The organism is Thermoflexus hugenholtzii JAD2 (assembly GCF_900187885.1).
Taxonomy (GTDB): Bacteria; Chloroflexota; Anaerolineae; order Thermoflexales; family Thermoflexaceae; genus Thermoflexus; species Thermoflexus hugenholtzii.
Window position 1 is genome coordinate 381,531 of sequence record NZ_FYEK01000003.1, and the last position, 24,081, is coordinate 405,611.

Below are 24,081 nucleotides of genomic sequence, written 5' to 3' on the forward strand. Positions count from 1 at the left end.
TCCATAATAGGGTTGGCAGGGGATTTTCCACCAGAAAGCGCCATGATTGGGCCTCACATCGCAGGAAGACGCTCCGCAGAGACCCCGGCTTCCGCAAGCCGTCCCTCCAGATGTCGTCCGGCTTCCTCCACCAGGGCCTGCGCCTCCTCCGGCGTCGGGGCGGCCGCGGAAAGGTAAATCTGTATGCGCACCTGAGGTCCGAAGGCCCGGGCCCGGGATTTGATGTAGACGTGGGGGAAGGCCCGGCCCACCTCTCCCAACAACGGCGCCAGCCGCGATTCATCCCCACAATCCGTAAGCAGGCGTAACTCCGCAAACCCGGCCCTCCCCAGGCGGGCCTGCAGATGCGGGGCGAGGGAGCTCTGGACGATGGCCTTCATCTCTTCGGGGACGCCGGGGAGACAGACGAGGAGTGTCCGTTCCAGAGGCAGGAGGACCCCCGGGGCGGCCCCCACGGGGTTCGCCAGGGGGATCGCCCCCCGGGGGAGCATGGCCATCTTGCGGCGGGGAGGCGTGAGGTCGGGCTCCGCGACGAAACCGGCGGCCGCCAGCTCCCGGTAGCGCGCCGCCACCATCCGCAGCGCCTCCGGATGCTCCTCCAGCGGCCGCCCGGTGGCCATCGCCACCGCGGCCAAGGTTCGGTCGTCCTCGGTGGGGCCCAGCCCACCGGTGGTGAACACGAGGGCTGGAGCCCGACGCAGGGCCCCCTGCAGCTCCGCCGCGATGGCCTCCACCTCGTCCGGCAACACCACCGCCCGCTGGACCTTCCCGCCCAGCCCAGTGAAGAAGCGGCACAGCCAGGCGGTGTTGGTATCGACAACCTCCCCCAGCAGCAGCTCGTTCCCGATGGCCAGGATCTCCGCCGTCGGGGGATGGGCAGGCATCTCGCTCACTCCTCGCCGGGCTCGGTCTGAACCGAGCGGCTCATCACCCGCTCGATGCTGGCGATCAGCTCTGAGGGGCCGAAGGGCTTGGTGAGATAATCGTCGACGCGGGCGATGTGAAGGCCGAGGATGCGATCGACGTTCTGGGCCCGGGCGGTGACCACGATCACCGGGATGTGGCGCAACTCGGGGTCCGCCTTCATCTGCTGGTAGACTTCCCAGCCATCGATGTCCGGCATCATCAGGTCCAGCAGGACGAGATCGGGCTTCTCCCGTCGGATGACCTCGATCCCCTCCACGCCGCCCGTTGCCCACCCGACCAGCTCGTAGCCCCGCCGGGTGACGATCAGGCGGATCAGGTCGATCATGTCCTGGTCATCCTCGATGCAGACGATCCGGATCTTTCTGGGCTCCCCTTCGGTCATCCTCGCTCCCCCTTCTGTGCTTAAATGCAGTTTATCCACAATCCGGCTCTCAGACAAACGGGGCCGGGGCCCCTATGCCCCGGCCCCTGCAGGGATCAGCTCTCCTCCCGCACGATGCGGATGTGGAGCTCCCGGAGCTGGCGTTCGTCGACCTCCGAGGGGGCATCGAACAGGAGATCCGTCGCGCTGGCGGTCTTGGGGAAGGCGATGACCTCGCGGATGTTCGGCTCGTCCGCCAGCAGCATCACCAGGCGATCCAGGCCCAGGGCGATGCCTCCGTGAGGAGGGGCGCCGAACTCAAAGGCCTCCAGCAGATGGCCGAACCGGGCGCGGGCCTGCTCCGGGGTGTATCCGAGCAGCCGGAACACCCGCTCCTGGATCTCCCGGCGGTGGATCCGGATGCTCCCCCCGCCGATCTCATAGCCGTTGCACACGATATCATACGCCTTCGCCCGGACCGAGGCCGGGTCGGTCTCCAGGCGGTCCAGATCCTCATCCAGCGGGGAGGTGAAGGGGTGGTGCACGGCCTCCCAGCGGCCTTCCTCCTCGTTCCACTCGAACATCGGGAACTCCAGGATCCAGGCGAAGGCGAACTCATCCGGATCCGCCAGCTGCAATCGGTCGCGGAAGAGCAGGCGGAGCCCGCCCAGGGCCTTGGCGACCACCTCCGGGGCGTCGGCTACGATGCAGAGCAGATCGCCGGTGCCGGCCCCGGTCCGCTCGGCGATGCGGGCGCGCTCGCCTTCGGTCAGGAACTTAACGGCCTGGCCTTTCACCCCATCGCCGGTGAAGGCGAGGGTGATCAATCCCTTCGCCCCATGCGATTTCACGTAAGACGTGAGCTCGTCGAGCTCGCGGCGGCTGTAGCCGGCGCAGCCCGGCGCGCGCAGGGCCTTCACCTGTCCTCCGCCCCGAGCCGCCTCCCGGAAGATCTCGAAGGCGCTCTCCCGGGCCACATCCGTCAGGTCGACCAGCTCCATGCCGAAGCGCAGATCCGGCTTGTCCGAGCCGTAGCGGGCGAGGGCCTCCGCGTAAGTGAGGCGAGGGAACGGCGTGCGAAACCGCTTGTGGGGGGCCACCCGCTGCACCACCTCGATCAGCAGCCCTTCGATCAGCTGCAGGATGTCCTCGCGATCCACGAAGGACATCTCCAGGTCCAGCTGGGTGAACTCGGGCTGGCGGTCGCCCCGCAGGTCCTCATCGCGGAAGCAGCGGGCGATCTGGTAGTATTTCTCCAGGCCCGCCACCATCAGCAGCTGCTTCAGTTGTTGAGGGGACTGCGGCAGGGCGTAGAACTTGCCGGGGTGGAGCCGGCTGGGGACGATGAAATCCCGGGCGCCCTCCGGTGTGCTCTTGATCAGGATGGGCGTCTCCACCTCCACAAACCCCCGGGCGTCCAGGTAGTCCCGGATGGCCCGGGTGGTCTGATGGCGCAACATCAGGTTCCGCTGCATGCGAGCCCGCCGCAGGTCCAGGTAACGGTAACGCAGGCGGACCGCCTCATCGATGCGCCGGCCGTCGTCGTCGATGGGGAAAGGCAGCGGGCGCGCGGGGTTCAGGATGCGCACCGCGTGGGCTTCCACCTCCACCTCCCCGGTGGGCAGGTTCGGGTTCTCCGTCCCAGGGGGCCGCCGGCGCACCCGCCCGTGGACCTGGATCACATATTCCAGGCGGACCTGATCCAGGGCCGCATGGGCCTCCGCGGAGCAGGAGGGATCCCCCACCACCTGCACCAGCCCGCTCCGATCCCGCAGGTCGACGAAGATCAGGCCGCCATGATCCCGACGCCGGTGCACCCAACCGGCCAGCTCCACCATCTGGCCAACGTGGGCCGGGCGCAGCTCCCCACACCCATGGGTCTTCCACATCGAGGACCTCCATGCGCAGCGTCCGAATCGGTTGCATGGGATTATAAGGCATCGGCCTGAGGAGGACGGCAAGGGGAGCCCTCAGACAAAAGGATAGGGGCCGGGGATACGCACGGCGCGCCTCCCCGGCCCCCGACCGCCTCCAGCCGGGCCCTGTGCGCTCCCGGCGGCTTAGCTTTCCGCCGGGGCACCCGATGGATGACGGGCCCGGCGCACGACCTCCAGGATCTCCGCGAGGAGCGCCTCGGGGTCCGCACCCGCTTTCTGGAGCAGTCGCTCGATCCGCCCGTTGAGCCGCCGGCGGTCCTCCTCGGTCAGCGCTTTGGCCGTGAGCACCAGAATGGGGAGGGAACGGGTGGACGGATCCTCCCGCAGCGCCTCCACCACGGCGAACCCGTCCATCTCCGGCATCATCAGATCCAGGATCACCAGGTCGGGCCGCTCCCGTCGGGCCAGGGCCACCCCTTCCGGGCCGTTCGCCGCTTCCAGAACATGATAGCCCCCTGCGTTCTCCAGAACCCGGCGGATCAGCTGGCGATCGCCCTCCGAGTCATCGATCACCAGGACCTTCAGGGGGCGGGGGCGACCGTCCACCCGTTGGATAGCTTCCAGCAGCTCCTCTTCGGTGAAGGGCTTGACCAGATATTCCGCGGCCCCCAGGCTGAACCCCTGGCCCCGCTCATCAAGGATGGAGCAGATGATCACCGGGATCGCCCGGGTTTGGGGATCGGCCTTGAGTTCCTGAAGGACTGTCCATCCGTCCTTCTGGGGCATCATGATGTCGAGGGTGATGGCATCGGGCCGGAGGCGGCGAGCCGTCTCCAGGGCCTCCCGGGGATCCGTCAGGCCGACCACTTCGAAGCCGTGCTTCTCCAGATACCGCCGATATAGGGTGATCACGCCCGGGTCGTCGTCGATGCAGAGGATCACCGGCCGGCCCGGTCGAGGTTCGCCCGCAAGCCGCGGCCGGGCCCGGGGGAGCGTGAAGAAGAACGTCGAGCCCTTCCCGACCTCGCTCTCCACCCAGATGCGCCCGCCCATCAGCTCCACCAGGCGCCGGGCGATGGCCAACCCCAGACCGGTCCCGCCGTAACGCCGGGTGGTCCCACTCTCCACCTGGGTGAACTCCTGGAAGATCTCCTCCTGTTTCTCCTTCGGGATCCCGACCCCGGTATCCTGCACGGCGATCGTCACAAAGGATTCGTCTGCCCAAGCGCGCACCGCGATGAAGCCCTGGTCGGTGAACTTGGCCGCGTTGGAGACCAGGTTGAGCAGCACCTGACGGGCCCGCTGAGGATCCGCCCAAACCGGCGGGAGGTCCTCGGGGACCTCCTGGCGGAGCTCGATGGGCTTGTCGCGGGTCAGGCCGACGGCGGTGGACATCACGCCGCGGATGATCTCTCGCATGTCCACTTCGGAGAACTGGAGCTCCATCCGACCGGCCTCGATCTTGGAGAGATCGAGGATGTCGTTGATCAGGCCCAGCAGATGCTGGCCGGCGTTGTAGATGGCGGTGAGGTCCTGGCGCTGGGCCTCCGTCAGCGGCCCGTCGATCCCCTTGAGGATCACCCGGCTGAAGCCGATGATGGAGTTCAGCGGGGTGCGCAGCTCGTGAGACATGTTGGCGATGAACTGCGTCTTCAGCCGGTCCAGCTCCCGCAGGCGCTCGGCCGTGCGCTTCTGTTCTTCGTAGAGCATGGCGTTCTCAAGGGCCACGGAGACGACCTCGCCGATAATCGCCATCGCTTGCGCGTCCCCTTCGTCGAAGGTCCACGGCGCATCGGCCTCTACCGATAGCAGACCCCACAAGCGCCCGCCGTGGTAGAGGGGGAGGACCAGGGCGGAGCCGGATTGTTCGCTGAAGAGGGCCCGTTCCTCGCCGAGGCCCTCCAGCTCATGAAGCAGGATGGGCTCCGGGCTGCCTTGGACGCGCGCAAGCAACGACTCCGGCCCGACCGGACCGAACAGCTGCGACGCATGGGCGAGGCCATCGGAACATCCGGCACAACCTCGGCACACCCATAGCTCCCTTTCCGGAAGATATTGATAGAGGCTGACATGATGGAAACCGAACCGTTCGTAGATCAGCTGGGTAGAACGGCGGAGGACCAGCTGAGGATCCAGCTCTCGGACGATGGCTCCTGCGATTTCGGCGGTGGTCTGCAAGCGGAAGGTCTGGCGATGGATCTCCTCGAACAGCGAGGCCAGCCAGAGGAGACGAGACCATCGGTCCACGATCTCCTGAAGGATACGGCGTTCTTCCTCGGATAGATCTGACGCTCCCGGAAGAGCCAGGAACCCTATCGTTTGGTTCTCGATTTGGATAGGGAACACCGGGCCGTCCGATGGCGGGGGAGAAGTGATCGGGATCAGCCGCGCTCCGTCGTAGAGATAACCGAACTGCCGGCCGGGGGTTAGCCACCGACGAGCGATTTGGCGCCCCAGCACGATGCTCAGCTCGTTTAAGGCGGACCGGGTCTGCTCCAGCAGCCAAGCGTTCTCCACACCCCGCAGAATTATCCGTATCAGGAGGCGAAGGATATTGCCGATCACAGGATCACGCACTCCCCCTCGGCTCACCACCAGGGCCAGCCGCAGGTGAGGCTCCCGCGTCTCGGCCTCGGGCACCTCCTCTCGCAGCAGCAGCCACTCCCCGATCTCCACCTGTTCTCCCTGGAGGCCATCTGGAAGGAGCAGGCGTTCGGGCAACTCCCCATGGACCGCTATGACCCGCTGGTAGACCCCCTCCTGGATCTGAGAGTAGACCCCGCACGGCAGATTCATGTGACGCTCGAGGGCCTCGGCCAGCCGCCGGAAGAAATCCTCCCGGCTGCGGGCGGGGAGGGTCTCCTCCTCAATGCGCAGCAAGCGCTCCCCCCATTCGGCACGGGTGCGGAGAACCTCTTGGAGGACCTGGGCCTCCTGCTGGGCCTTCTCCAGCGCGGTCATCATCGCCCGCGCGGTCCGTTCATGTTCCGAGATGAGATAAAGCTGGCGGGCGTGGACCAGACGCTCCGCGAGCGCCTCTTCCAAAAGATGCAGCGGCTCCAGAGCCGTCCCGCTCAGCTGAGGGAAAGCTCCCTGCAGGAAGGCACGGGCCGTCCGAAACGCTCCGATCAGCGTGGAAAGGGCCATGCCCTGTCGGCCCCATTCCTCCCCGAAACGGGCGATCGCCTGGGAGTCCGGTTCGCCCCGCAAGGCGCCGACGATAAGCTCCCGCAACGTCCGGGCGACCTCGGGGATGGGACGGGGCGAGGCCATCCGGCCCAGGTTGTCCATCATATGACGCCGCAGCGCCTGGCGGAGCTGCTCCTCCAGGGCCTCGCTCAATCGCTGCAGCTCATCGGAAAGCCACCCAGCGCCCTCCGCCCTGACTTCCATGTTGCCTCCCCGCCCGAATGCGAAGCCTCACTTCTCCAGGATCACCCCGTAGAACTCCAGATCCACCCCCTCCCGATCCTCCTCGGTGATATAGTCCGGGGGCAGACCCAGCCACTCCACCAGCGGCCGGAAGCCTCGATGATCCGGCCGCCAGGGACGGACCAGCTCCTGGCATTCCTCAAGAGTGTAAAAATAGAAAGGCTGCCCCATTTGCTCGAACATGGCTAAGAACTGAGCCATACGCGGGGTCATCTTACCAGCAGCCTTGGTTTCGAAAGTGGCAAACATCTTACTTCCGGGGGCAGCCCAGTCATAGAGCGCCTGCATTACATGTCGCATCTCCTCCGGAGTAAAGAAGGGGGAAACCGCATTGAAACCGATGGCCACACGGCGCTCATCGCCAAACAGCTCTCGGATCTCTGGGGCGTTCAGGAAAGTCTCCGGCCGCTTCATGTCCGCTTGCAGATAGCGAACGTTGGGATTGCCAGCTAACAGCTCCCGGGAGTAGGCTACCGCGACCGGATCGATATCGATGTAGATCACCCTGGCGTGAGGGGCGACGGCGTGAATATGATCTTGGGTGGGAAGCCCCGAGCCCAAATCCAGGAAACGATCGAAACCTTCCTCAACTAGAAGACGCACCGCCTCCTGGAGAAAAGCCCGGAGCATGCGGACCCATTTCCGAGTAGAGGGAACGAGGCTGATCATGAACTCAGCAGCCTGACGATCCACCTCGAAGTTATGAGTCCCGCCCAGCACGTAATCATACACGCGGGCGGCGTTCGGCTGATCCGTCCCCACCGGGCTCCCCATAGGATGGCTCATGTTGTCCCTCCTGTTGGGTGGAAGTTGTAGAAGATCCGATCCACAACACCAGGGGGGTGCGTCGGATCCGATGGGCCAGAGCCTCCAGGCCGGTCGTAGCCCTCCCGACTACCGTGGGCCGTCCCAGCACCTGGGATGTGAACTCATTGACGGCCGCCTCGATCTCCGAGCGCAACCGCAGATCAGCATACAGCATCGCGTTGTTCAGGGCCACCGCCACTGCCCCGCTGACCGTGGAAAGAACAACTAGATCCTCCTCCTTAAACGCGTAAGGGCGATCGGCCTGAATGGTGAGAGCGCCCAGCACCCGATCGCCCACGATCAGGGGCAGGGCCATCTCGGCCCGGGTATCCGGGAGCAGAGGGTTCACATAACGGGCCTCGGCCTCGCTCACATCCTGGGCGATCACCGGCTGCCGGCGGGCGCAGGCCTGGCCGATCATGGACTCCCCGCCGACGCGCAGGCGGTGCCCCTGGGCGACCATCCGCCGGCCGGCCTCCCCGGTGCCCGCCCGCAGGACGGCCCACTCCCCACTGGGATCCACCAGGAAGGCTCCCACGTAGTAGTAATCGAACCGCTGGCGGATGAGGTCCACCGCCTGTTGTAACAGCTCCTCCACATCCAGCACGCTGACGACGATCCGGGCGATCTCCGCAGCGGTCTGGATCCGGCGGGCCTGACGCTGAGCCTCTTCATACAACAGGGCGTTCTCCAGGGCGACGGCGGCCTGCTGGGCGATGGTCTGAGCCAGACGCAGCTCCTCGGGCGTGAAGGCATGGTGGGCCCGCATATAATCCAGGCCCACCGTGGCGATCACCTGGCCCCGGGCCACCAGCGGGATGATGGCGATGGAACGGATCCCCAGACCGGCCAGCAGAGGCCCGGTGGCCTCCAGCCGCTCGTCCTGGAGAACATCCAGCGCCCACTGGGGTTGCCCGGTCTCCATCGCCTGCCGGGTGAAGGCATTATCGACCGGGATTTGGATCCCAATGAAGCCCTGGGCCGGATACTCCGCCACCACCGTCCCGACATCCCGGCCTTTCTCCCACAACGCCGCGCCGCTGTGATCCGCTCCCAGCACCTCCACATAGGCCCGGCAGACAGCCTCCAGGATCTCCGCGAGGTTCAGGGAGCGGGAGAACTCCACGGCCAGGCGGTGGAGGGTCGCCAGCTCCTGGGCCTGGGCTTGGGCCTGCGCGTAGAGCCGGGCGTTCTGCCAGGCGGTGGCCAGCTGATCCGCCATCACCTGGAGGGCCTGGATGTCCTCTTCGGTGAAGGCGGCCGGCTGTTCAGACTGGATGTCCAGGACCCCCACCAGCTCCCCGCGCACGAGCATCGGCAGGGCGATCTCCGAGCGGGTGAGGGGGAGGAGGGGGTTGGCGAAGCGCACCGGCTCCGCGCCTACATCCAGCGCGATGCGGGCCCGCCGGTGGGCCGCCGCCCAGCCGACCATCGATTGCCCGCCGATCTCCAGCCGGTGGCCCTGTTCTTTCATGATCCGGCCGGGCTCCCCGGTGCCGGCGGCCAGCACCATCCATCGGCCCTCCGCATCGGGGACGAACCAGCCCACATAGTAGTAATCGAAGCGATCCCGGATGAGCTCAACGGCCTCCGCCATCAGCTGGTCTGGATCCAGGATGGTGGCCGTGATGCGGCTGACCTCCGCCGCCGCCTGCAGCAGGCGGGCCCGGCGAGTGGCTTCTTCGAAGAGCTCCTGGCGCTGAAGGGCCAGGGCCGCACCGACAGCCATCGTGGTAGCCAGCCGGAGCTCATCGGGAGAGAACCAGCGCTCCCGCCGGCTGTCCCAGATCTCCACGTGCCCGTAATACTGCTCGCCGACCACGAGGGGGATCAGCAACACCGTCCGACCACCATATCGGGCCAGGAGCTGTGCCTCCGGGACACCTTGCGCCTCCAGCTCGCTCCGCCGGAGGACCACCGGCTGCCGGGTCCAGCGCATCTGGGCGTAGAGCGGATAGTCCTCATAACGATAATAGACGCCTACATCCGGGATGCGCTCTTCCGGCGTGGCCTCCGGAGCATAGAACTCGCTCATGACAAAGAAGCCCTGTCCATCGGAGAACTCGCGGTTCACATACGCGCTGGTTGCGCCCAGGGCGAGGGTGAAGGCCCGGCAGATCCGGGTCAGCAGCTCCACCGGCCCGGAGGCCTCCACAAGGGAGGCGGCGACTTCGTGGAGCCAGGCCTGCTCCCGCAGCCGTTGCTCCAGCAGCTCGAAGAGACGACGGTTCTGGAACACCACCGCCGCCGTGTCGGCGAGGGCCTGCAACCGGCGAACCGTCCGCCCGTCGAGCTCCAGGGGACGCTGGACCCCCTGGGCGATCAGCCAGCCCCAGAAGACATCGCCGGCCCAGAGGGGGAAGAAGGCGATGGAACGCACGCGATGCCGGAGGTAGAACGCACGACTGGTCTCGTCCAGCCATGGATCGGTAGCCACATCGGGGACGAAGATGGGCTCCAGGGTGAGCTCCCGGGCGATAATCGGCAGCTCGGCGGCCGTATAGCGTCGGGGCTCCGTGAAAAGCCCCCGTTCCCGATCCCAGATCAACCGAGCCTGGAGGACCCGCTTCTCTCCCTGGGCCTCCGGATCCTCCATCAGAGCCAGGATATACCGGTCCACCCCCTGAATGGGGAGGTGGGCCAGCAAGGCCCGGGCCGCCCCCTCGATGGTCGTCGCGGCCGTTAGATCCCAGGCAGCCTGATACAAGGCCTGGGTCTCCTCCAGGGCCGCCTGGGCCTGCTGATAGAGCCGGGCGTTCTCGATGGCCACCGCCAGCTGGTCCGCCAGGATCTGCAACACCGAGAGGGCCCCGGCGTCGAAGGCTTCTTCCAGAGTGCTCTGGACATCCAGGGCCCCGATGATGCGATCCCCGATCTTCAGCGGAAGAGCGGCCTCGGATCGGGTCTCCGGGAGCAGCTCGTTCTTGAAATGAATCGGATCCTCCGCGGTCCGCTGGGCCACCCGGGGCCGCCCGTTCGCCGTCACCCAGCCGATCAGGCTCTGCCCCCCCACCTCCAGCCGGTGGCCCCGCTCTTTCAGCTTTCGCCCGACCTCGCCGGTGGATTCTTGCAGGACCGCCCACCGGCCGCTCTCCTCGATCAGGAACACCGAGGCATGGTAGTAGCCCAGGCGGTCCCGGATCAGGTTCACCGCCGTCCGGAGCAGCTCGTTCAAGTCCAGGGTGGAGGCAATGAGGCGGCCCATCTCCGCCGCCGTCTGCAGCTGATGGGTTCGCTCCTGCACCCGGCGCTCCAGGTTTTGATAGAGGTCCTGGAGCCGAACGGCCATCGTGTTGAAGGCCTCCGCCAGCACCCCCAGCTCGTCCCGGGAGGTCACCGGGACCCGGACGTTCAGCCGGCCGGCCCCCATCTGCTGGGCGGCCTCCGTCAGCTCCCGGAGGGGGCGGGTGAGGGAAGCCGAGGCGACATAAGCCAGGCCTACCGCAAGAAGACCCAGGACCACTGTCCAGAGCAAGACCTGGCGTCCCAGCCACTCCACCGGCGCCAGGGCCTCATCCTCGCTTTGCACCACAGCCAGCGTCCAGCCCCGCTCCTCCAGGGCAGGAAGCCGGTGGGCGATCCCCGGTCCCACCCGGCTATAGGCGATGAGCCAGTCCCAGGTGAGCAGGGCGCCTTCCGGCCGGGCGAGATCCTCCGGCTTGAGCCCGAGAGCCGTGACCCGCTGCTCCCGATGCAACAACCCGAGGGGATCCATCAGGATCGCCCCATCCCGATCCAACAACAGCGCCCGTCCGGTGCGTCCGATCCGGAACTGGCTGAGGATCCCGAAGATCTGCGAGGCGCCATAGGCGCTGCGCAACACCCCGACCGCCTGATGAGTATCCCGGCGGTAGATGGGAACCGCCAGGTAGACCACTGTGGTCTGGAGGTCCTCGTCGAACTGGAGGGTGCTGATATACGGCGCGCCCCGTCCCTGATTCCAGGCCGCTTGCCACCATGGCTCCCGATCAAAGCGATAGGCGCGAGGAGGCTCCGTGGCCGCGACCAGGATCCCGTGGGCGTCGGTGAGGAGCAGGTGCAGGTGGCCGGTGAGACGATCCCGGAGGGCGCGGAGCTGGGCGGCGGCCGGACCCTGGAGGATCTGTCGGCGCAGGCTGGAATCGGGCTGGAATCGCCAGAGGAGCTCCTCCTGCTGAACAGCATACGCGCGGAGGAGGGGATCGGGGTAACGGGCCGAGTGGGCGACGGCCTCGGAGATCAGCGTCTCCTCCTCCGCGCCCGCGCTCAGATTCTCAACCTGATGCCACAGATCCTTCTCCAGAGCCGCCCGCTGGGTCTGGGCCACCCCCTGGAATTCCTCCATAATCCGGCGCTGGAAGGCGTTTTCCAGCAGGCGCTCGGCGATTACCAGCGTCCCCGCTACGCTGACCAACGCGACAAACACGAACCCGGCCAGGAATTTCCAGCGCAACGGCCACGAGCCCCAATCGAGGGACACCATCGCGTGCCCTCCTCAACCGAGTGTCCACACGCCCTCGCCGGCGAGGATGCGGCGGATCTGATCCGGGAAGGCATCGGGGTCGATGGGCTTGCCGATGAAGCCATCGAAGCCCGCCTCCCGCGCCCGCCGCATGTTGTCCTCTGTGGCCTCCGCCGAGACCGCCACCACCCGGGTCCCTCGGAAACGGGGGTCGGCCCGGATCTGTCGGAGGACCTCATAGCCGTCCTCATAGGGCAGATGGATGTCCAGCAAGATGAGATCGATGCGGGGCAGCTGCCCGGCGAACTCCAGCACCTGCCAGCCCGAAGCCTTCCATTGGATGTCCCGCACCCCCAGGTAGCCCAGCAGGCGGGCGATCAGCACAAAGTTCTGGAGGTTGTCCTCGACCACCAGGATGGTGGCCTCCTTCGGGTCCACCGGAGGCTGCATCTGCTCACCGCCCATGAGGGGCCTCCCGGTTCTTCAGGAACGCGGCGATTTGCTCCGGCAACGCATCCACATCGATGGGCTTGGGGATGTAGCCATCGCACCCGGTCGCCAGGGCCCGCTCCCGGGTGCCGCGGATGACATCCGCCGTGAGCGCCACAATCGGGATCCCCTGCAAATGGGGCATCTGCTTGAAGCGACGGACCAGTTCATAGCCGTCGATGTCGGGGAGATGGAGGTCCACCAGGATCAGATCGGGGTGCATCGAGCGGGCCAGCTCCAGCCCTCTGGGCCCGTCCTCCGCCTCCACCACCTGATACCCCTCTGCCTCCAGGATCCGCCGAACCAGCAGCCGGTTTTCGAAATTGTCCTCGATGTATAAAATAAGTGCCCTCATCCGGCTCCCTCGAAGATCCGGGATACGAGATACCGCATGGCACCCGCTTGAAGCCAGCGGCAAGATTAATCTAACCTGAAAAGGGGAGCCTGTCAAGCAGGATCGCTCCCTGGAGCCCGCTCGGTCTATTTAAAATAACCGGGACAGCGGGGCATGCGGTTACGTTAAAGAGGGAACGCCGCACAAGGGAGGATCCCTTTCGCCTCAGGGAGGAGGAGCGTCCATGAGCGTCACAGCGCCTCAAGGGTTTCGGGCAGCCGGGGTGGCCTGCGGGATCAAGGCCGACGGCGCCCTGGATCTGGCCCTGGTGGCCAGCACCCATCCCTGCACCGCCGCCGCCGTCTTCACCACCAACCAGATCAAGGCGGCCCCCGTCCGATACGATCAGGTCCTCCTCGCCCGGCGGCGCACCGGCTTCCGGGCGGTAATCATCAACTCCGGGAACGCCAACGCCTGCACCGGACCGCGGGGGCTGTCGGACATCTACGCCATCGTGGACCTGGCCGGGTTCCTCCTCGGGTTCCCGCCGGACACCATCCTGGTGATGTCCACCGGGGTGATCGGAGTTCCTCTCCCCGTCGATGCCATCCGGGCCGGCCTTTTCCAGGCCATCCCGGCCCTCTCGGCGGAAGGGGGGGAGGCGGCTGCCCGGGCCATCATGACCACCGACACCCGGCCCAAGATGGCGGTCCGCCGGCTGACCCTGAACGGCACCCCGGTGACCATCGGGGGGATGGCGAAAGGGGCCGGGATGATCCATCCCCATATGGCCACGATGCTGGCGTTGATCACCACGGACGTGGCGGTGGAACCCGAACTCCTGGACGACCTCCTGCGGGCCGCGGTGGACGCCAGCTTCCATCGGATCAGCGTCGATGGCGACCAGAGCACCAACGACACCGCCATGATCCTGGCCAACGGGTCCTCCGGCGTCGCTTTGGATGCGCACACCGCGCCCCTTTTCCGGGAAGCCCTGACGGACCTGTGCGTCGAGCTGGCCCAGGCCATCGTGCGGGACGGCGAGGGCGCCACCAAGTTCGTGGAGATCCGGGTGCGGGGAGCGCGCACGCCCCAGGAGGCCCGCCACATCGCCCGCCACATCGCCCGCTCGCCGCTGGTGAAGACCGCCTTCTATGGAGGGGATCCCAACTGGGGGCGGATCCTCGCCGCGGCCGGATCCGCCGGCGTCTCCCTGGACACGGAGGCCATCTCCCTCTGGATCCAGCGGGGAGAGGAACCGCCCCTGCTGCTCTTCGATCGGGGATCCCCGGCCCTGTATTTCGAGGATGTCGCGCGGGAGATCTTCGCCGCCCCTTCCTTCCGGGTGATCCTGGAGCTGGGCCTGGGGGATGGGGAGGACTGGGTCTGGACCTGCGATCTCTCCCACGAATACGTGACCATCAACGGGCGCTACCGGACATAAGCGCGATGAAGGCCCCAGCGCGTGAAGGCCTGGAGGGCTTTCTGCGGGAGACTCTGGCCCGGCTGATTGCCATCCCCTCCCCCAGCGGTGAGGAGGGAGCGCTCCTCATGTTTCTGGAAGGATGGCTCCGGGAGCGCGGCTTCCCGGTTGCCCGCTTCCCGGTGCCGGACCATCCCTGGCCCAACCTCCTCATCCATCCTCAGCCCCGTCCACGATTGTTGATCGATGTCCACATCGACACGTTCCCTCCATACGGTCACCCCCATCCGTATGAGGCAGTGGAACGGGAAGGCCGCATCTACGGGCGGGGGAGCGCGGACGTCAAGGGGGGGCTGGCCGCGCTGCTGGGCGCCCTTACGCTCCTCGGCCCCGAGCGCCTCGCCGGATCCCCGGTCACCATCGCCCTGACGGTGGACGAGGAGAACATGGGCCGCGGGGCGGAAGCCCTCGCCCGGGCATGTCGGCCGGAGGCGGTGCTCGCCATCGAGCCCACCCAGCTGGAAATCCATATCGCGGAGGCCGGCACCCTGGAGCTCGCCCTCGAGGTCCGGGGCCAGCCGGCCCATGGCTCCGCGGTGGAGAGCGGCCGCAACGCCATCCGCATCGCGATAGCGCTCATGGAGGAGCTGGAAGCCCTCCCGGCCATCCAGGCCCAGCACCCGCAGATCGGCCGCGGCACGGTGACCCCCCTGTTCATCCACGGCGGGGAGCCGGCCCTGGCGATCCCCGACCGCTGCGCCCTGCACCTGGACCTCCGGTGGCTCCCCGGGATCCCGCGGGAGGACCTGCTCGCCCAGGTCGAAACCGTCCTCGCGCGTCATCCGGTTCGCTGGGAGATCCTCGATCTCTCCCCGCCCTTCGAGACCGATCCCCAGGCCCCGCTGGTTCAGGCCCTCGCTCGCGCCCTCACGGAGATCGGCCTCCCCGTTCGCCTGGGCGGGATGCCCAGCTGGACCGACGCGGAGCCCTTCGCCCGGTATGGCGCCCAGGCCGTCGTCTTCGGCCCGGGGACCCTCGCCGTCGCCCACACCCCCGACGAACATATCCACCTCCTCGAGCTACACCAGGCCGCCCAGGTCTTCCTCGTCCTCCTCCAGCAGTTCACCGCATCAACCTGAGCGCGTGCAAAACCCCCGCCCGGTCGCCTGAACCGACGGCCAGCTCCATTTGTAAGCCGGGATTCATTTCGGCATCCCTAAGTAGGAGCGGCTTTCGCCGCGACCCCTTGCACCATCGAGAACCAGGGGTTCCGAGTTGCCGGGGCGTCTTCCGTCGCGACCCGTGCGCCATCGAAGACGGAGGTTCGGGGCGAAAGCCCCTCTTACAAAACAGATCGCAGGGCTTCTCCTCCAATGCCAGAGATTCGATGTAAGGCGATTGCGGACAGTTGCCCTGCTTGAACCGATCGCGCAACGGGAGGGGGAAAGGTTGCCTTTACCCCCTCTTCAATCATTTCGGGGCATGCGCCGCAGGTCAACAATTCGCAGTTATCCTCCGGTTTTGGGACACACCCATCCCCACGGGTGTGTCCCGATTTTGTCGGGCCTAGCCGCCTTGTAGGACAACTGCGAGCAGTTGTCCTACTTTTGGGATACACCCTTCCCCACCTTCGCTTGACATCGAACAGATGTTCGCATAAGATTTGGGAAACTTGGGATAAGCCTTGGGATTCGGCATACGCGTTCTGTCGACGGGGAGGATGTCCGATGAAACAGAGGCGGCGGGTGCAGGCGCGGCGGGATCTGCGGAGGGAGATCTACCGGTTCATCGTCCGCTGGAATCGGGAGCAGGGGACCTATCCGACCGTCCGGGAGATCCAGAAGGGGTTGCGCATCTCCTCAACGTCTCTGGTGCATTATCATCTGCGCCGGCTGGAGGAGGCGGGCCTGGTCCAGCGGTTCGACCGGCGATCCCGGGGGATCCGGATCCGTCAGTGGCCCGACGGGCTGACCCCATCGGAGGACTTGATCTCCTTGCCCTTTATGGGGTTCATCGCGGCGGGTGATCCCATCCCGGATCCGGATGCGGAGCCGCAAGGATGGATCCCCATCCCTCGCCTCTGGCTCCTCGAGACGGACGGGCTCTTCGTCCTGCGTGTGCGCGGGGATTCGATGATCGACGCCCTGGTCCGGGATGGCGATCTGATCGTGGTGAAGCCTGCGGCCCAGGTTGAGAACGGGGAGATGGCGGTGGTCTGGCTGCGGGATCGCCAGGCGACGACGCTCAAACACGTCTACTATGAGCCGGAGCAGGGGCGCATCCGACTTCAGCCCGCCCATCCATCCATGAAACCCCTCGTGCTCCCCGAGGAGGACGTTCAGATCCAGGGGAAAGTCATCCAGGTGCTCCGCAACCTGAACGGCGCCCCCTTCCCCACCGTGCCCCCAGCCGGATAGGGCCCTGGCGCCCCTTCCTCTTTGAGGTTCAGGCGGGGCGTAGCGCTGCTGTGCCCCGCTCCCATGCTGCGCCTTGTTCGAATGGGCGCCGGGAGGATCCTCCGGAGCCGCATTCGGATGCAGCGATGAGGGGACATCACTGAAACGGACGAGGCCGTTTTCAACCCCTGAAGGAGAGCACAGCCTCCGGGACCGGGCCTTCCCGGACGAGGATGACCCGGACATCCACGGCATGGACACCCTCCCCCGGGCGGCCCACAATCAGCGGATTGAGATCGATCTCCGCGATCTCGGGATGCTCCTGCATCATCCCGCCGACCTGCCGCAAGATCTCGAGCACGCGCTCCGGTCGCTCCAGGCGTCCCTCCCGGCTGCCCTGCAGCAGACGGCGGCCGATGGCTGTTTCCTCCAGCATGGCCTCTGCCTCCGCCTCGCTGAAGGGCACCAATCGGAAGGTCACGTCCTCCCGGAGCTCCGCTTCCACTCCACCGGCCCCGAACATCACCACCGGGCCGAAGAGGGGGTCCCGGTAGGCGCCGATGATGAGCTCCAGGCCCGACGGGGCCATGCGCTGGATCAGCGCATATTCCCCGGGCCGGATCAGCCGGGAGAACGCGTCGCGCACCTCGTCGGGCTTCCGGAGGTTCAGGATCACCCCGCCCGCTGCGCTTTTATGGACCAACCCCGGGGCCACCCGCTTCAGGGCCACCGGATAACCGATGCGCTCAGCCAGCGCGATGGCCTCCTCGGGGGTCGCGGCCAGTCCGGAAGGGGGCACGGGCAAGCCCCACGCCGCCGCCAGCTTCGCTCCGGCCTGAGGATCCAGCCGATCCTTCCCCCAGGCGATCGCCTCTTGAAGCACGGCCGTTGCGCATCCCCGATCTATGGGTTGAGCAGACGCGATGGGCGCCTGTAGACGGCGCCGGATCTCTGCCCATTCCCGCAGGACGCCCAGGGCGAACGCTGCCCGGCACGGGGTCAAGAAATGGGGAACCCCGGCCCGGTGGAGAACCCGGGCCGCGGCGAGGGCCTCCGTGCCGCCGAAGATCACCCCCACCACCGGCCGAGGGCTCCCGGAGGCCGCGTGCCCAATGGCCTCGGCGACCTCCCGGGCGGAGGTGACCGCCTGCGGAACAAAGAGGGCCATCACCGCGTCCACCTCCGGCGCCCGCAACAGCACCTCCAGGGCTTGCGCGTAATGGGAGGGCTGCGGACCCCCCATCAGATCCACCGGGTTCCCGGTGAAGGCCTGAGGCGGCACGACCTTCCGGAGGGCTTCCTGAGTGTCCATTGAGAGCGAAGCGAGCTGAAACCCGGAGCGGGCCAGGTGATCCGCCCCGATCGCCGCCGGCCCCCCCGCGTTGGTCAGGATCACCGCCCGGGGTCCCGGAGGCGGGGGCTGCATCGCCAGGACGAGGGCGGCGTCCATCAGGGCTTCCAGAGAATCCACGACGATGGCCCCCACCGCGTGGGCGACCGCCCGGAAGATGCGCTCCGGCAGGGCCAGCGCCCCGGTGTGAGAGGCCACCGCGCGGGCTCCTTCCGGCGTGCGTCCCGCCCGCAGGATCACCAGGGGTTTGCGCTCGCTCACCCGACGGGCCGCTTCCAGGAAACGACGGCCACCGCAGATCCCCTCCACATACGCCGCCACCACCTGCGTAAACGGATCCGCCATCAGGGAGAGCAGGGCGTCGGCCAGGTCGATATCCGCCTGGTTGCCCAAGCTGATCACCCGGGAGAAGCCGATCCCCACCGCGGCCCCCCAGTCCAGGAGCCCGCCGCACACGGCGCCGGAATGCGACACCAGGCCCACCGGCCCCGGCTCCGGCATCCGATGGATGAACGTAGTGTTCAGGGGGATCCGCGTGTCGATGAGGCCGACGGCGTTCGGCCCGATGAACCGCAAGCCATAGCGGCGCGCGATGGCCCGCAGGGCCTCCTCCCGCTCCCGCCCTTCCCCCCCTCGCTCGGCAAAGCCGGAAGCCACCAGGACGGCCGCCCGGATCCCCCGACGCCCACAGGCCTCCAGGGCCGCCACGCTCTGTTCCGCAGGGACCATCAAGATCGCCAGGTCCACCGGGTCCGGGACCTCCGCCAGGGAGCGGTAAACGGGCAGGCCCAGGATCTCACCCCCCCGCGGGTTCACCGGATAGATCCGCCCGGGATATCCCGAGCGCACCAGATTATGCAGGACGCCATAGCTGAGCTTAACCGGCTGCGCGCTCGCCCCCACCAAGGCGATGCCGCGAGCGTTCCAGAAGGGCGCAAGCGGATCGTCCATAAGCGCCTCGTTGCGAGGAGATCTCCGCCGCAAATCTTAACGAATGTTTGGAAGGATGCATAATTCGAGAGCGCATTTTTCGCTACAACTGATCAGCAAAAACGGACGCGCCCGATACGGCGTTCATGCGGATTTGACGCGCTCCTAGCAAGACATTAGGATAGGGGTCTCAGAGCACGTTGTGGAGGGAAGTCTTCATGGTGCTCAGCGATCTTCTGATCCCGGCGGCGCTGCGCCGGACCCAGGCGCAGCAGCGATTGGCGGATGCGGTTCTGATCCTGGGCGGCAGCTTGCTCACCGCGCTGATGGCTCGTGTGGAGATCCCCCTGCCCTTCACGCCGGTGCCCATCACCGGCCAGACCTTCGCAGTGCTGCTGGTGGGGGCCGCCCTGGGGAGCCGGCGGGGAGCCCTCAGCATGGCGGTCTATCTCCTCGAGGGAGCCCTTGGCCTGCCGGTGTTCGCCGGAGGAGCGGCCGGGCTGGCGCGGCTGCGGGGGCCGACGGGGGGCTACCTCATCGGGTTCATCGCCGCCGCGTTCGTCACCGGCTGGCTGGCAGAGCGCGGATGGGATCGACGGCCGGTGACGACCGCCCTGGCGATGCTGGCGGGCAACGCCGTCATCTATCTCTTCGGTCTGCCGTGGCTGGCCTGGTTCGTCGGGGGCTTCCTGGGCCCAAAGGGCGCGCTGGCCCTGGGGCTCCTTCCCTTCGTGCCCGGTGACTTGATCAAGCTCCTCATGGCAACGATCGCCTTCCCCTCGGCCTGGCTCCTCGCCCGACGGGTCCGCGCCTCGTAACGGACACAGGCTTCCCGGAAAGCGGTGGGGGTGAAGCCTTCCCCTTATGCCCCCACCGCGCCTTCCTCACCGATCCGACGAAGTTGAGCCTTCCCACGCTCCGGGGGACAATTCCCTCTCAGGAACCCGAAGCAGGGCCGGACGAAGGCGATGGAGCGCGAAGGAAAGCCATCCGGGATCTCCGAAGTGGAACGCGCCATCGCGGAGGCGCTGCTCCGCTGGTATGAAACCCATCGTCGCGACCTGCCCTGGCGGCGACGGCGGGACCCCTATGCCATCTGGATCGCGGAGGTGATGCTCCAGCAGACCCGGGTGGAGACGGTCATCCCCTATTACGAGCGGTTCCTGGCCCGTTTCCCCACGCTGCAGGATCTGGCCGCCGCGCCCCTGGAGGAGGTGCTCAAGGCCTGGGAGGGATTGGGCTACTACGCCCGGGCCCGCCACCTGCACGAAGCGGCCCGCCGCCTGATGGAAGAACGCGGCGGGGAGTTCCCCCGCACCCTGGCGGAGTGGCGGCGCCTGCCGGGGGTCGGCCCGTATATGGCCGCCGCGATCCTGAGCATCGCCTTCGGCCAGGACATCGTGGCCCTGGACGGCAACGCCATCCGCGTGCTCGCCCGCCTGTTCGCCTTCGATCAGGATCCCCGACGCCCGGCGGGCCGGCGGCAGCTCCAGCAGCGGGCGGAACGTCTGCTCCCGTCCGGGCAGGCCGGCGCCTTCAACCAGGCCCTGATGGATCTGGGCGCCACCCTCTGCACCCCTAAATCCCCGCGCTGCCCGGAGTGCCCCCTCCGCGCCTTCTGCGCCGCCTACGCCCAGGGGAATCCGGAAGCCTTCCCGGTCCGGGCTCCCCGACGGATGCTCCCCCATTACGACGTGACGGCAGGGGTGATCGAGGCGGACGGCCGGGTGCTGATCGCCCAGCGGCCCCTGCAAGGCATGCTGGGGGGATTGTGGGAGTTCCCCGGAGGCAAGGTGGAGCCCGGCGAGAGCCTGGAGGAATGTTTACAGCGGGAGCTCCGGGAGGAGCTGGGGATCGAGGTCGAGGTGGGGGAGCCCCTGCTGACCCTCCGTCATACCTACACCCACATGCGCATCACCCTCCATGTCTTCCGATGCCGCATCCGCTCCGGCACCCCGCAACCCATCGGCTGCGCCGACGTCCGCTGGGTTCCCATCGCCGAGCTGGACCGCTACGCCTTCCCCCGCACAGATCAGCGGATTGTGGAATGGCTACGGCAGGAAGGATCCTCTTCGCTCACCCGTCAGACCACGGGTCGATCGCGAACTTGAACCCCTGGCGGCGCTCCATCCGCTCGAAGGCCTCCGGCAGGCGCGTGAGTGGAAGCTCTCCGCTGATCAGGAGATCCACCGGGACCCGCCCCGCGCGCAGCAGGCTCAGGGCAGCGCGGACGAATCGAGGATGATGGTGGAAAACCCCGCGCAGGGTGAGCTCCTGATAATGCAGGCGGGCGGTGTCGAAAGAGGCCCGTGTGCCGACCGGGCAGCCGCCGAACAGGATCACGCGCCCGCCCGGCCGCGCCAGCTCCGCGGCCGCCTCCCAGGCCTCCACCCGCCCGACCGCTTCAATGACCACATCGGGCCGCTCTCCGAAGGCCTCCTCCAGCTTCGCCGCGAGGGCATCCCGGGGATCCAGGAGGAGATCCACGCCGATGGATCGGGCGGCCTCCCGGCGCTCGGGATGGGGATCGGCCAGGGCCACCCGGGCGCCCCGGAGCTGGGCCAGATGGGCCAGCATCAAGCCCATGGCGCCGCCCCCCAGCACCAGCGCCGTCTCCCCGGGCCGGATCTCCGCGACCTCAACTCCCCGGAGGGCGCAGGCCAGGGGCTCCACCAGGGCCGCGGCGGCTGCCGGGAGGGAGTCCGGGATTGGATACAGGTTCACCCGGACGATAGGCGCGGGGATGCGCGCATACTGGGCGAAGGCTCCGAAGAAAAACGTGAGGTGGGGGCAGAGGCTGAACTCGCCCCGCTGGCACATCCGGCACGATCCGCAGGGGGCGGAGTTGGCCGCCACCACCCGCATCCCGGGCCGGAAATCCGTCACCCCCTCCCCGACCGCGACCACCTCCCCGGCCACTTCATGGCCGAAGGGAGAGGGCAACGGGCCCAGGGCCGGATGCCGGCCCCGTCGGAAGATCTTCGCATCGGTCCCGCAGGTCAGCGCCCGCTCCACCCGGATCACCACCTCGCCCGGCCCGGGCTCCGGCACCGGCACCTCCTCCAGCCGCAGATCCCCCGGCCCATGCAACCGGGCCGCCAGCATCCGTTCCGCCATGGCCCCCTCCCGATAAGGTTCAGGGCTGAAGCCCCTCCTGCAAGGGGATCCATATTTGGTAGGAGCGGCTTCCGCCGCGACCTTTGCACCATCGAAGACACCGGGTTCAGGGTTGAAGCCCCTCCTACTCAAAAAGCGACGGGCAATGTCCTGGAGGGCAGTGGTTCGGGGCTAAAGCCCCTCCTACAGAAAGACCAATGCGGTAGGCGCGGCTTCAGCCGCGACCCTTCGCTGCGGCGACAGGGCACCGGCGGCTCAGCGACGGCTCCGGGCGCGCCGCTCCTTCTGGCCTGCCGGCTTCTCGGAGACGGCCGGAGCGATCAGGCGGGCCAGCGTCTCGTTGCTCTTCAAAGAAAGGGCCGGCGTCCCCGGCCGCGCCCGACCGGAGCGCGGGAGCTCCTTCACTTTCACGGCCTTCACCGTGCCCCGGCTGCCCACCGCCCACAGGGTCTCCGATTCCTCCACCGCGGCCACCGCCACCAGGGGGCCGGTCTTCGCGGAAACCGTTGCGGTCTGGACCCCCACGCCGTAGCGGCCCTGGCGGGGATATTCCTTCGCTGCTGTCCGCTTGAGGAATCCCTGCGCCATCCCCACCACGACATCCCCCTTCGGCTTCACTAAGGTCGCCCCGATCACGCGGTCGTCCTCCCCCAGCTTGATGCCCAGCACCCCGGCGGCGCTCAGACCCATCACCCGGACCTCCTCTTCGGCGAAGCGGATGGCCTGTCCGGCGGCGGTGGCCAGGAGAACCTCTCCCTCCCCCCACGTGGTGAAGGCCGCGACCAAGGCGTCGTCCTCCGCCACCCCCATCGCCGGGAAGGCGCCCGGCCGGTTCAGGTCCGCCCAGGCGATCCGCTTGCACAGCGCGTTCCGAGTGACCAAGAACACGTAAGGCCCGGCTCCGTTCCCGTTGATCCGGCCAGGCATCGGCAGGGCCGCCACGATCTTCTCGCCCTCCGGCAAGGGGACCAGATCCCGAACCGGGGCCCCCTCTTCGCCCTCCGGGATGCGATGGACGGCCACCCCGGCTGCGGTGCCGCGCTCGGTGAACAAAACGACCGCCCCTCGCGTGCTCCCCCGGGCCAGGGCCACCGGCGGATCCCCGCTCGGCCAGGCGGGGCCGCCCCGAACCGGCGCGCGGAGGATGCGGCCCCCGGCGGTGATGGTCACCCAGACCGCCTGATCGGGCAGCAGATCCTCCACCGTGAGGGCCCCCCGCGGCCGATCCGCGATCCAGGTCCGCCGGGCGTCGCCATACTTCGCCTTCAGCTCCTGCAGCTCCGCGCGGATCACCCCCAGGATCTTCTTCGGGTGCGCGAGCAGATCCTCCAGCTCCCGGATCCGCCGCTGCTTCTCCTTGTATTCCGCCTCGATCTTCTCCCGCTCCAGCCGGGCCAGCCGCCGGAGGGGCATCTCCAGGATGGCCAGGGCCTGGACCTCGGTGAGCCGGTAGCGCCGCATCAGGCCGGCCTTCGCCTCCTCCGCATCCTTTGAGCGCCGGATGAGGGCGATCACCTCGTCCAGATGGGCCAGGGCCGTGAGCAGCCCCTCCAGGATGTGGGCCCGCTCCTGGGCCCGCGCCAGCTCATACTCGCTGCGCCGGCGCACCACCTGCTGGCGGTGCTCGAGGAACAGCTGCAGCATCCGCTTAAGAGGCAACAGCCGGGGCTCCCCGTCTACCAGGGCCAGCATCTGGACCCCGAAGGTGGTCTGCATCGGGGTATGTTTGTAGAGCGCCGCCAGGACCTGGCGGGGGTCCGCGGTGCGGGCCACCTCGATCACCAGCCGCATCCCCCGGCGGTCCGACTCATCCCGCAAATCGGTGATCCCCTCGATGCGCCCCTCGCGGACCAGCTCGGCGATCCGCTCGATGAGGGCCGCCTTGTTCACCTGATAGGGCAACTCCGTCACCACGATGCGGACCTTCCCCCGCTCCGCCTCCTCGATGTGCGCCCGCGCCTGGAGGATGAACTGCCCCTTCCCCACTGCGTAGGCCGCCCGAAGGACGTCCGTCTCCCCATCGTCCGCATACCGGAACACCACGCCGCCGGTGGGGAAGTCGGGGCCCTTGATGAAGTTCATCAGGTCATCGACGGTGATGCGATCCAGGCGGCCCCAGTTGTCGATCAGGTAGCACAGGGCGTCGCAGACTTCCTGGAGGTTGTGGGGGGGGATGTTGGTGGCCATCCCCACGGC

The 24,081-nt window shown here is 67.6% G+C and carries 16 protein-coding genes; 5 read left to right on the plus strand and 11 right to left on the minus strand.

Going from position 1 to position 24,081, the window contains the following annotated elements:
• Positions 1-53 precede the first annotated feature (53 nt).
• The 8 genes from CFB18_RS02240 to CFB18_RS02275 form a co-directional block, all read right to left on the minus strand.
• A complete protein-coding gene (locus tag CFB18_RS02240; RefSeq protein ID WP_088570169.1) occupies positions 54-884 on the minus strand; it encodes a competence/damage-inducible protein A in 831 nt (276 codons plus the stop codon).
• Positions 885-889: 5 nt separating this feature from the next.
• Positions 890-1,309: a response regulator transcription factor gene (locus CFB18_RS02245; protein ID WP_088570170.1), complete on the minus strand. Its 420-nt coding sequence runs from the start codon at positions 1,307-1,309 to the stop codon at positions 890-892.
• A 95-nt stretch (positions 1,310-1,404) separates the two neighbouring features.
• The gene (gene aspS, locus CFB18_RS02250) at positions 1,405-3,177 is read right to left on the minus strand and encodes an aspartate--tRNA ligase (protein WP_088570171.1); all 1,773 of its coding nucleotides are present in this window, start codon (positions 3,175-3,177) and stop codon (positions 1,405-1,407) included.
• Positions 3,178-3,348: 171 nt separating this feature from the next.
• Positions 3,349-6,558: a GAF domain-containing hybrid sensor histidine kinase/response regulator gene (locus CFB18_RS02255; RefSeq protein WP_088570172.1), complete on the minus strand. Its 3,210-nt coding sequence runs from the start codon at positions 6,556-6,558 to the stop codon at positions 3,349-3,351.
• A gap of 27 nt (positions 6,559-6,585) precedes the next feature.
• Positions 6,586-7,383: an SAM-dependent methyltransferase gene (locus tag CFB18_RS02260; RefSeq protein WP_088570173.1), complete on the minus strand. Its 798-nt coding sequence runs from the start codon at positions 7,381-7,383 to the stop codon at positions 6,586-6,588.
• Complete coding sequence (locus tag CFB18_RS02265; RefSeq protein ID WP_088570174.1) at positions 7,322-11,866, minus strand: GAF domain-containing protein; 4,545 nt, start codon at positions 11,864-11,866, stop codon at positions 7,322-7,324. Before CFB18_RS02265 ends, CFB18_RS02260 begins: the two co-directional genes overlap by 62 nt.
• 12 nt (positions 11,867-11,878) lie before the next feature.
• On the minus strand, positions 11,879-12,310 hold the full coding sequence (locus CFB18_RS02270; protein WP_200808036.1) for a response regulator: 432 nt from the start codon (positions 12,308-12,310) through the stop codon (positions 11,879-11,881).
• On the minus strand, positions 12,300-12,689 hold the full coding sequence (locus tag CFB18_RS02275; RefSeq protein ID WP_088570175.1) for a response regulator: 390 nt from the start codon (positions 12,687-12,689) through the stop codon (positions 12,300-12,302). The genes CFB18_RS02270 and CFB18_RS02275 overlap by 11 nt, the downstream gene beginning before the upstream one ends.
• A gap of 223 nt (positions 12,690-12,912) precedes the next feature.
• Between CFB18_RS02275 and argJ the strand changes: the two genes are divergently transcribed.
• The 3 genes from argJ (at position 12,913) to lexA (ending at position 16,508) form a co-directional block, all read left to right on the plus strand.
• Positions 12,913-14,112 carry a bifunctional glutamate N-acetyltransferase/amino-acid acetyltransferase ArgJ gene (gene argJ / locus CFB18_RS02280; protein WP_088570176.1) on the plus strand — a complete coding sequence of 400 codons (1,200 nt, stop codon included), beginning with the start codon at positions 12,913-12,915 and terminating at the stop codon, positions 14,110-14,112.
• Positions 14,113-14,117: 5 nt separating this feature from the next.
• Complete coding sequence (locus tag CFB18_RS02285) at positions 14,118-15,230, plus strand: M20 family metallopeptidase (protein ID WP_088570177.1); 1,113 nt, start codon at positions 14,118-14,120, stop codon at positions 15,228-15,230.
• 588 nt (positions 15,231-15,818) lie between these two features.
• Positions 15,819-16,508, plus strand: a complete 690-nt coding sequence (lexA, locus tag CFB18_RS02290) for a transcriptional repressor LexA (RefSeq protein WP_088570178.1) — start codon at positions 15,819-15,821, stop codon at positions 16,506-16,508.
• Between the two features lie 160 nt (positions 16,509-16,668).
• On the opposite strand, the gene CFB18_RS02295 is transcribed toward lexA, so the two are convergent.
• The gene (locus CFB18_RS02295) at positions 16,669-18,789 is read right to left on the minus strand and encodes an acetate--CoA ligase family protein (protein ID WP_088570179.1); all 2,121 of its coding nucleotides are present in this window, start codon (positions 18,787-18,789) and stop codon (positions 16,669-16,671) included.
• A gap of 197 nt (positions 18,790-18,986) precedes the next feature.
• Between CFB18_RS02295 and CFB18_RS02300 the strand changes: the two genes are divergently transcribed.
• Positions 18,987-19,586: a biotin transporter BioY gene (locus CFB18_RS02300; RefSeq protein WP_088570180.1), complete on the plus strand. Its 600-nt coding sequence runs from the start codon at positions 18,987-18,989 to the stop codon at positions 19,584-19,586.
• Between the two features lie 150 nt (positions 19,587-19,736).
• Positions 19,737-20,879 (plus strand): A/G-specific adenine glycosylase, encoded by a 1,143-nt coding sequence (mutY, locus tag CFB18_RS02305; protein WP_088570181.1) that lies wholly within the window; start codon positions 19,737-19,739, stop codon positions 20,877-20,879.
• Here the strand turns inward: mutY and CFB18_RS02310 are convergent.
• Both CFB18_RS02310 and CFB18_RS02315 read right to left on the minus strand, forming a co-directional pair.
• Positions 20,845-21,885 (minus strand): zinc-dependent alcohol dehydrogenase, encoded by a 1,041-nt coding sequence (locus CFB18_RS02310; protein WP_200808037.1) that lies wholly within the window; start codon positions 21,883-21,885, stop codon positions 20,845-20,847. The two genes, mutY and CFB18_RS02310, sit on opposite strands and share 35 nt — an antisense overlap.
• 255 nt (positions 21,886-22,140) lie before the next feature.
• A partial coding sequence (locus CFB18_RS02315; RefSeq protein WP_143597480.1) for a DNA gyrase/topoisomerase IV subunit A occupies positions 22,141-24,081 on the minus strand: 1,941 nt, incomplete at its 5' end.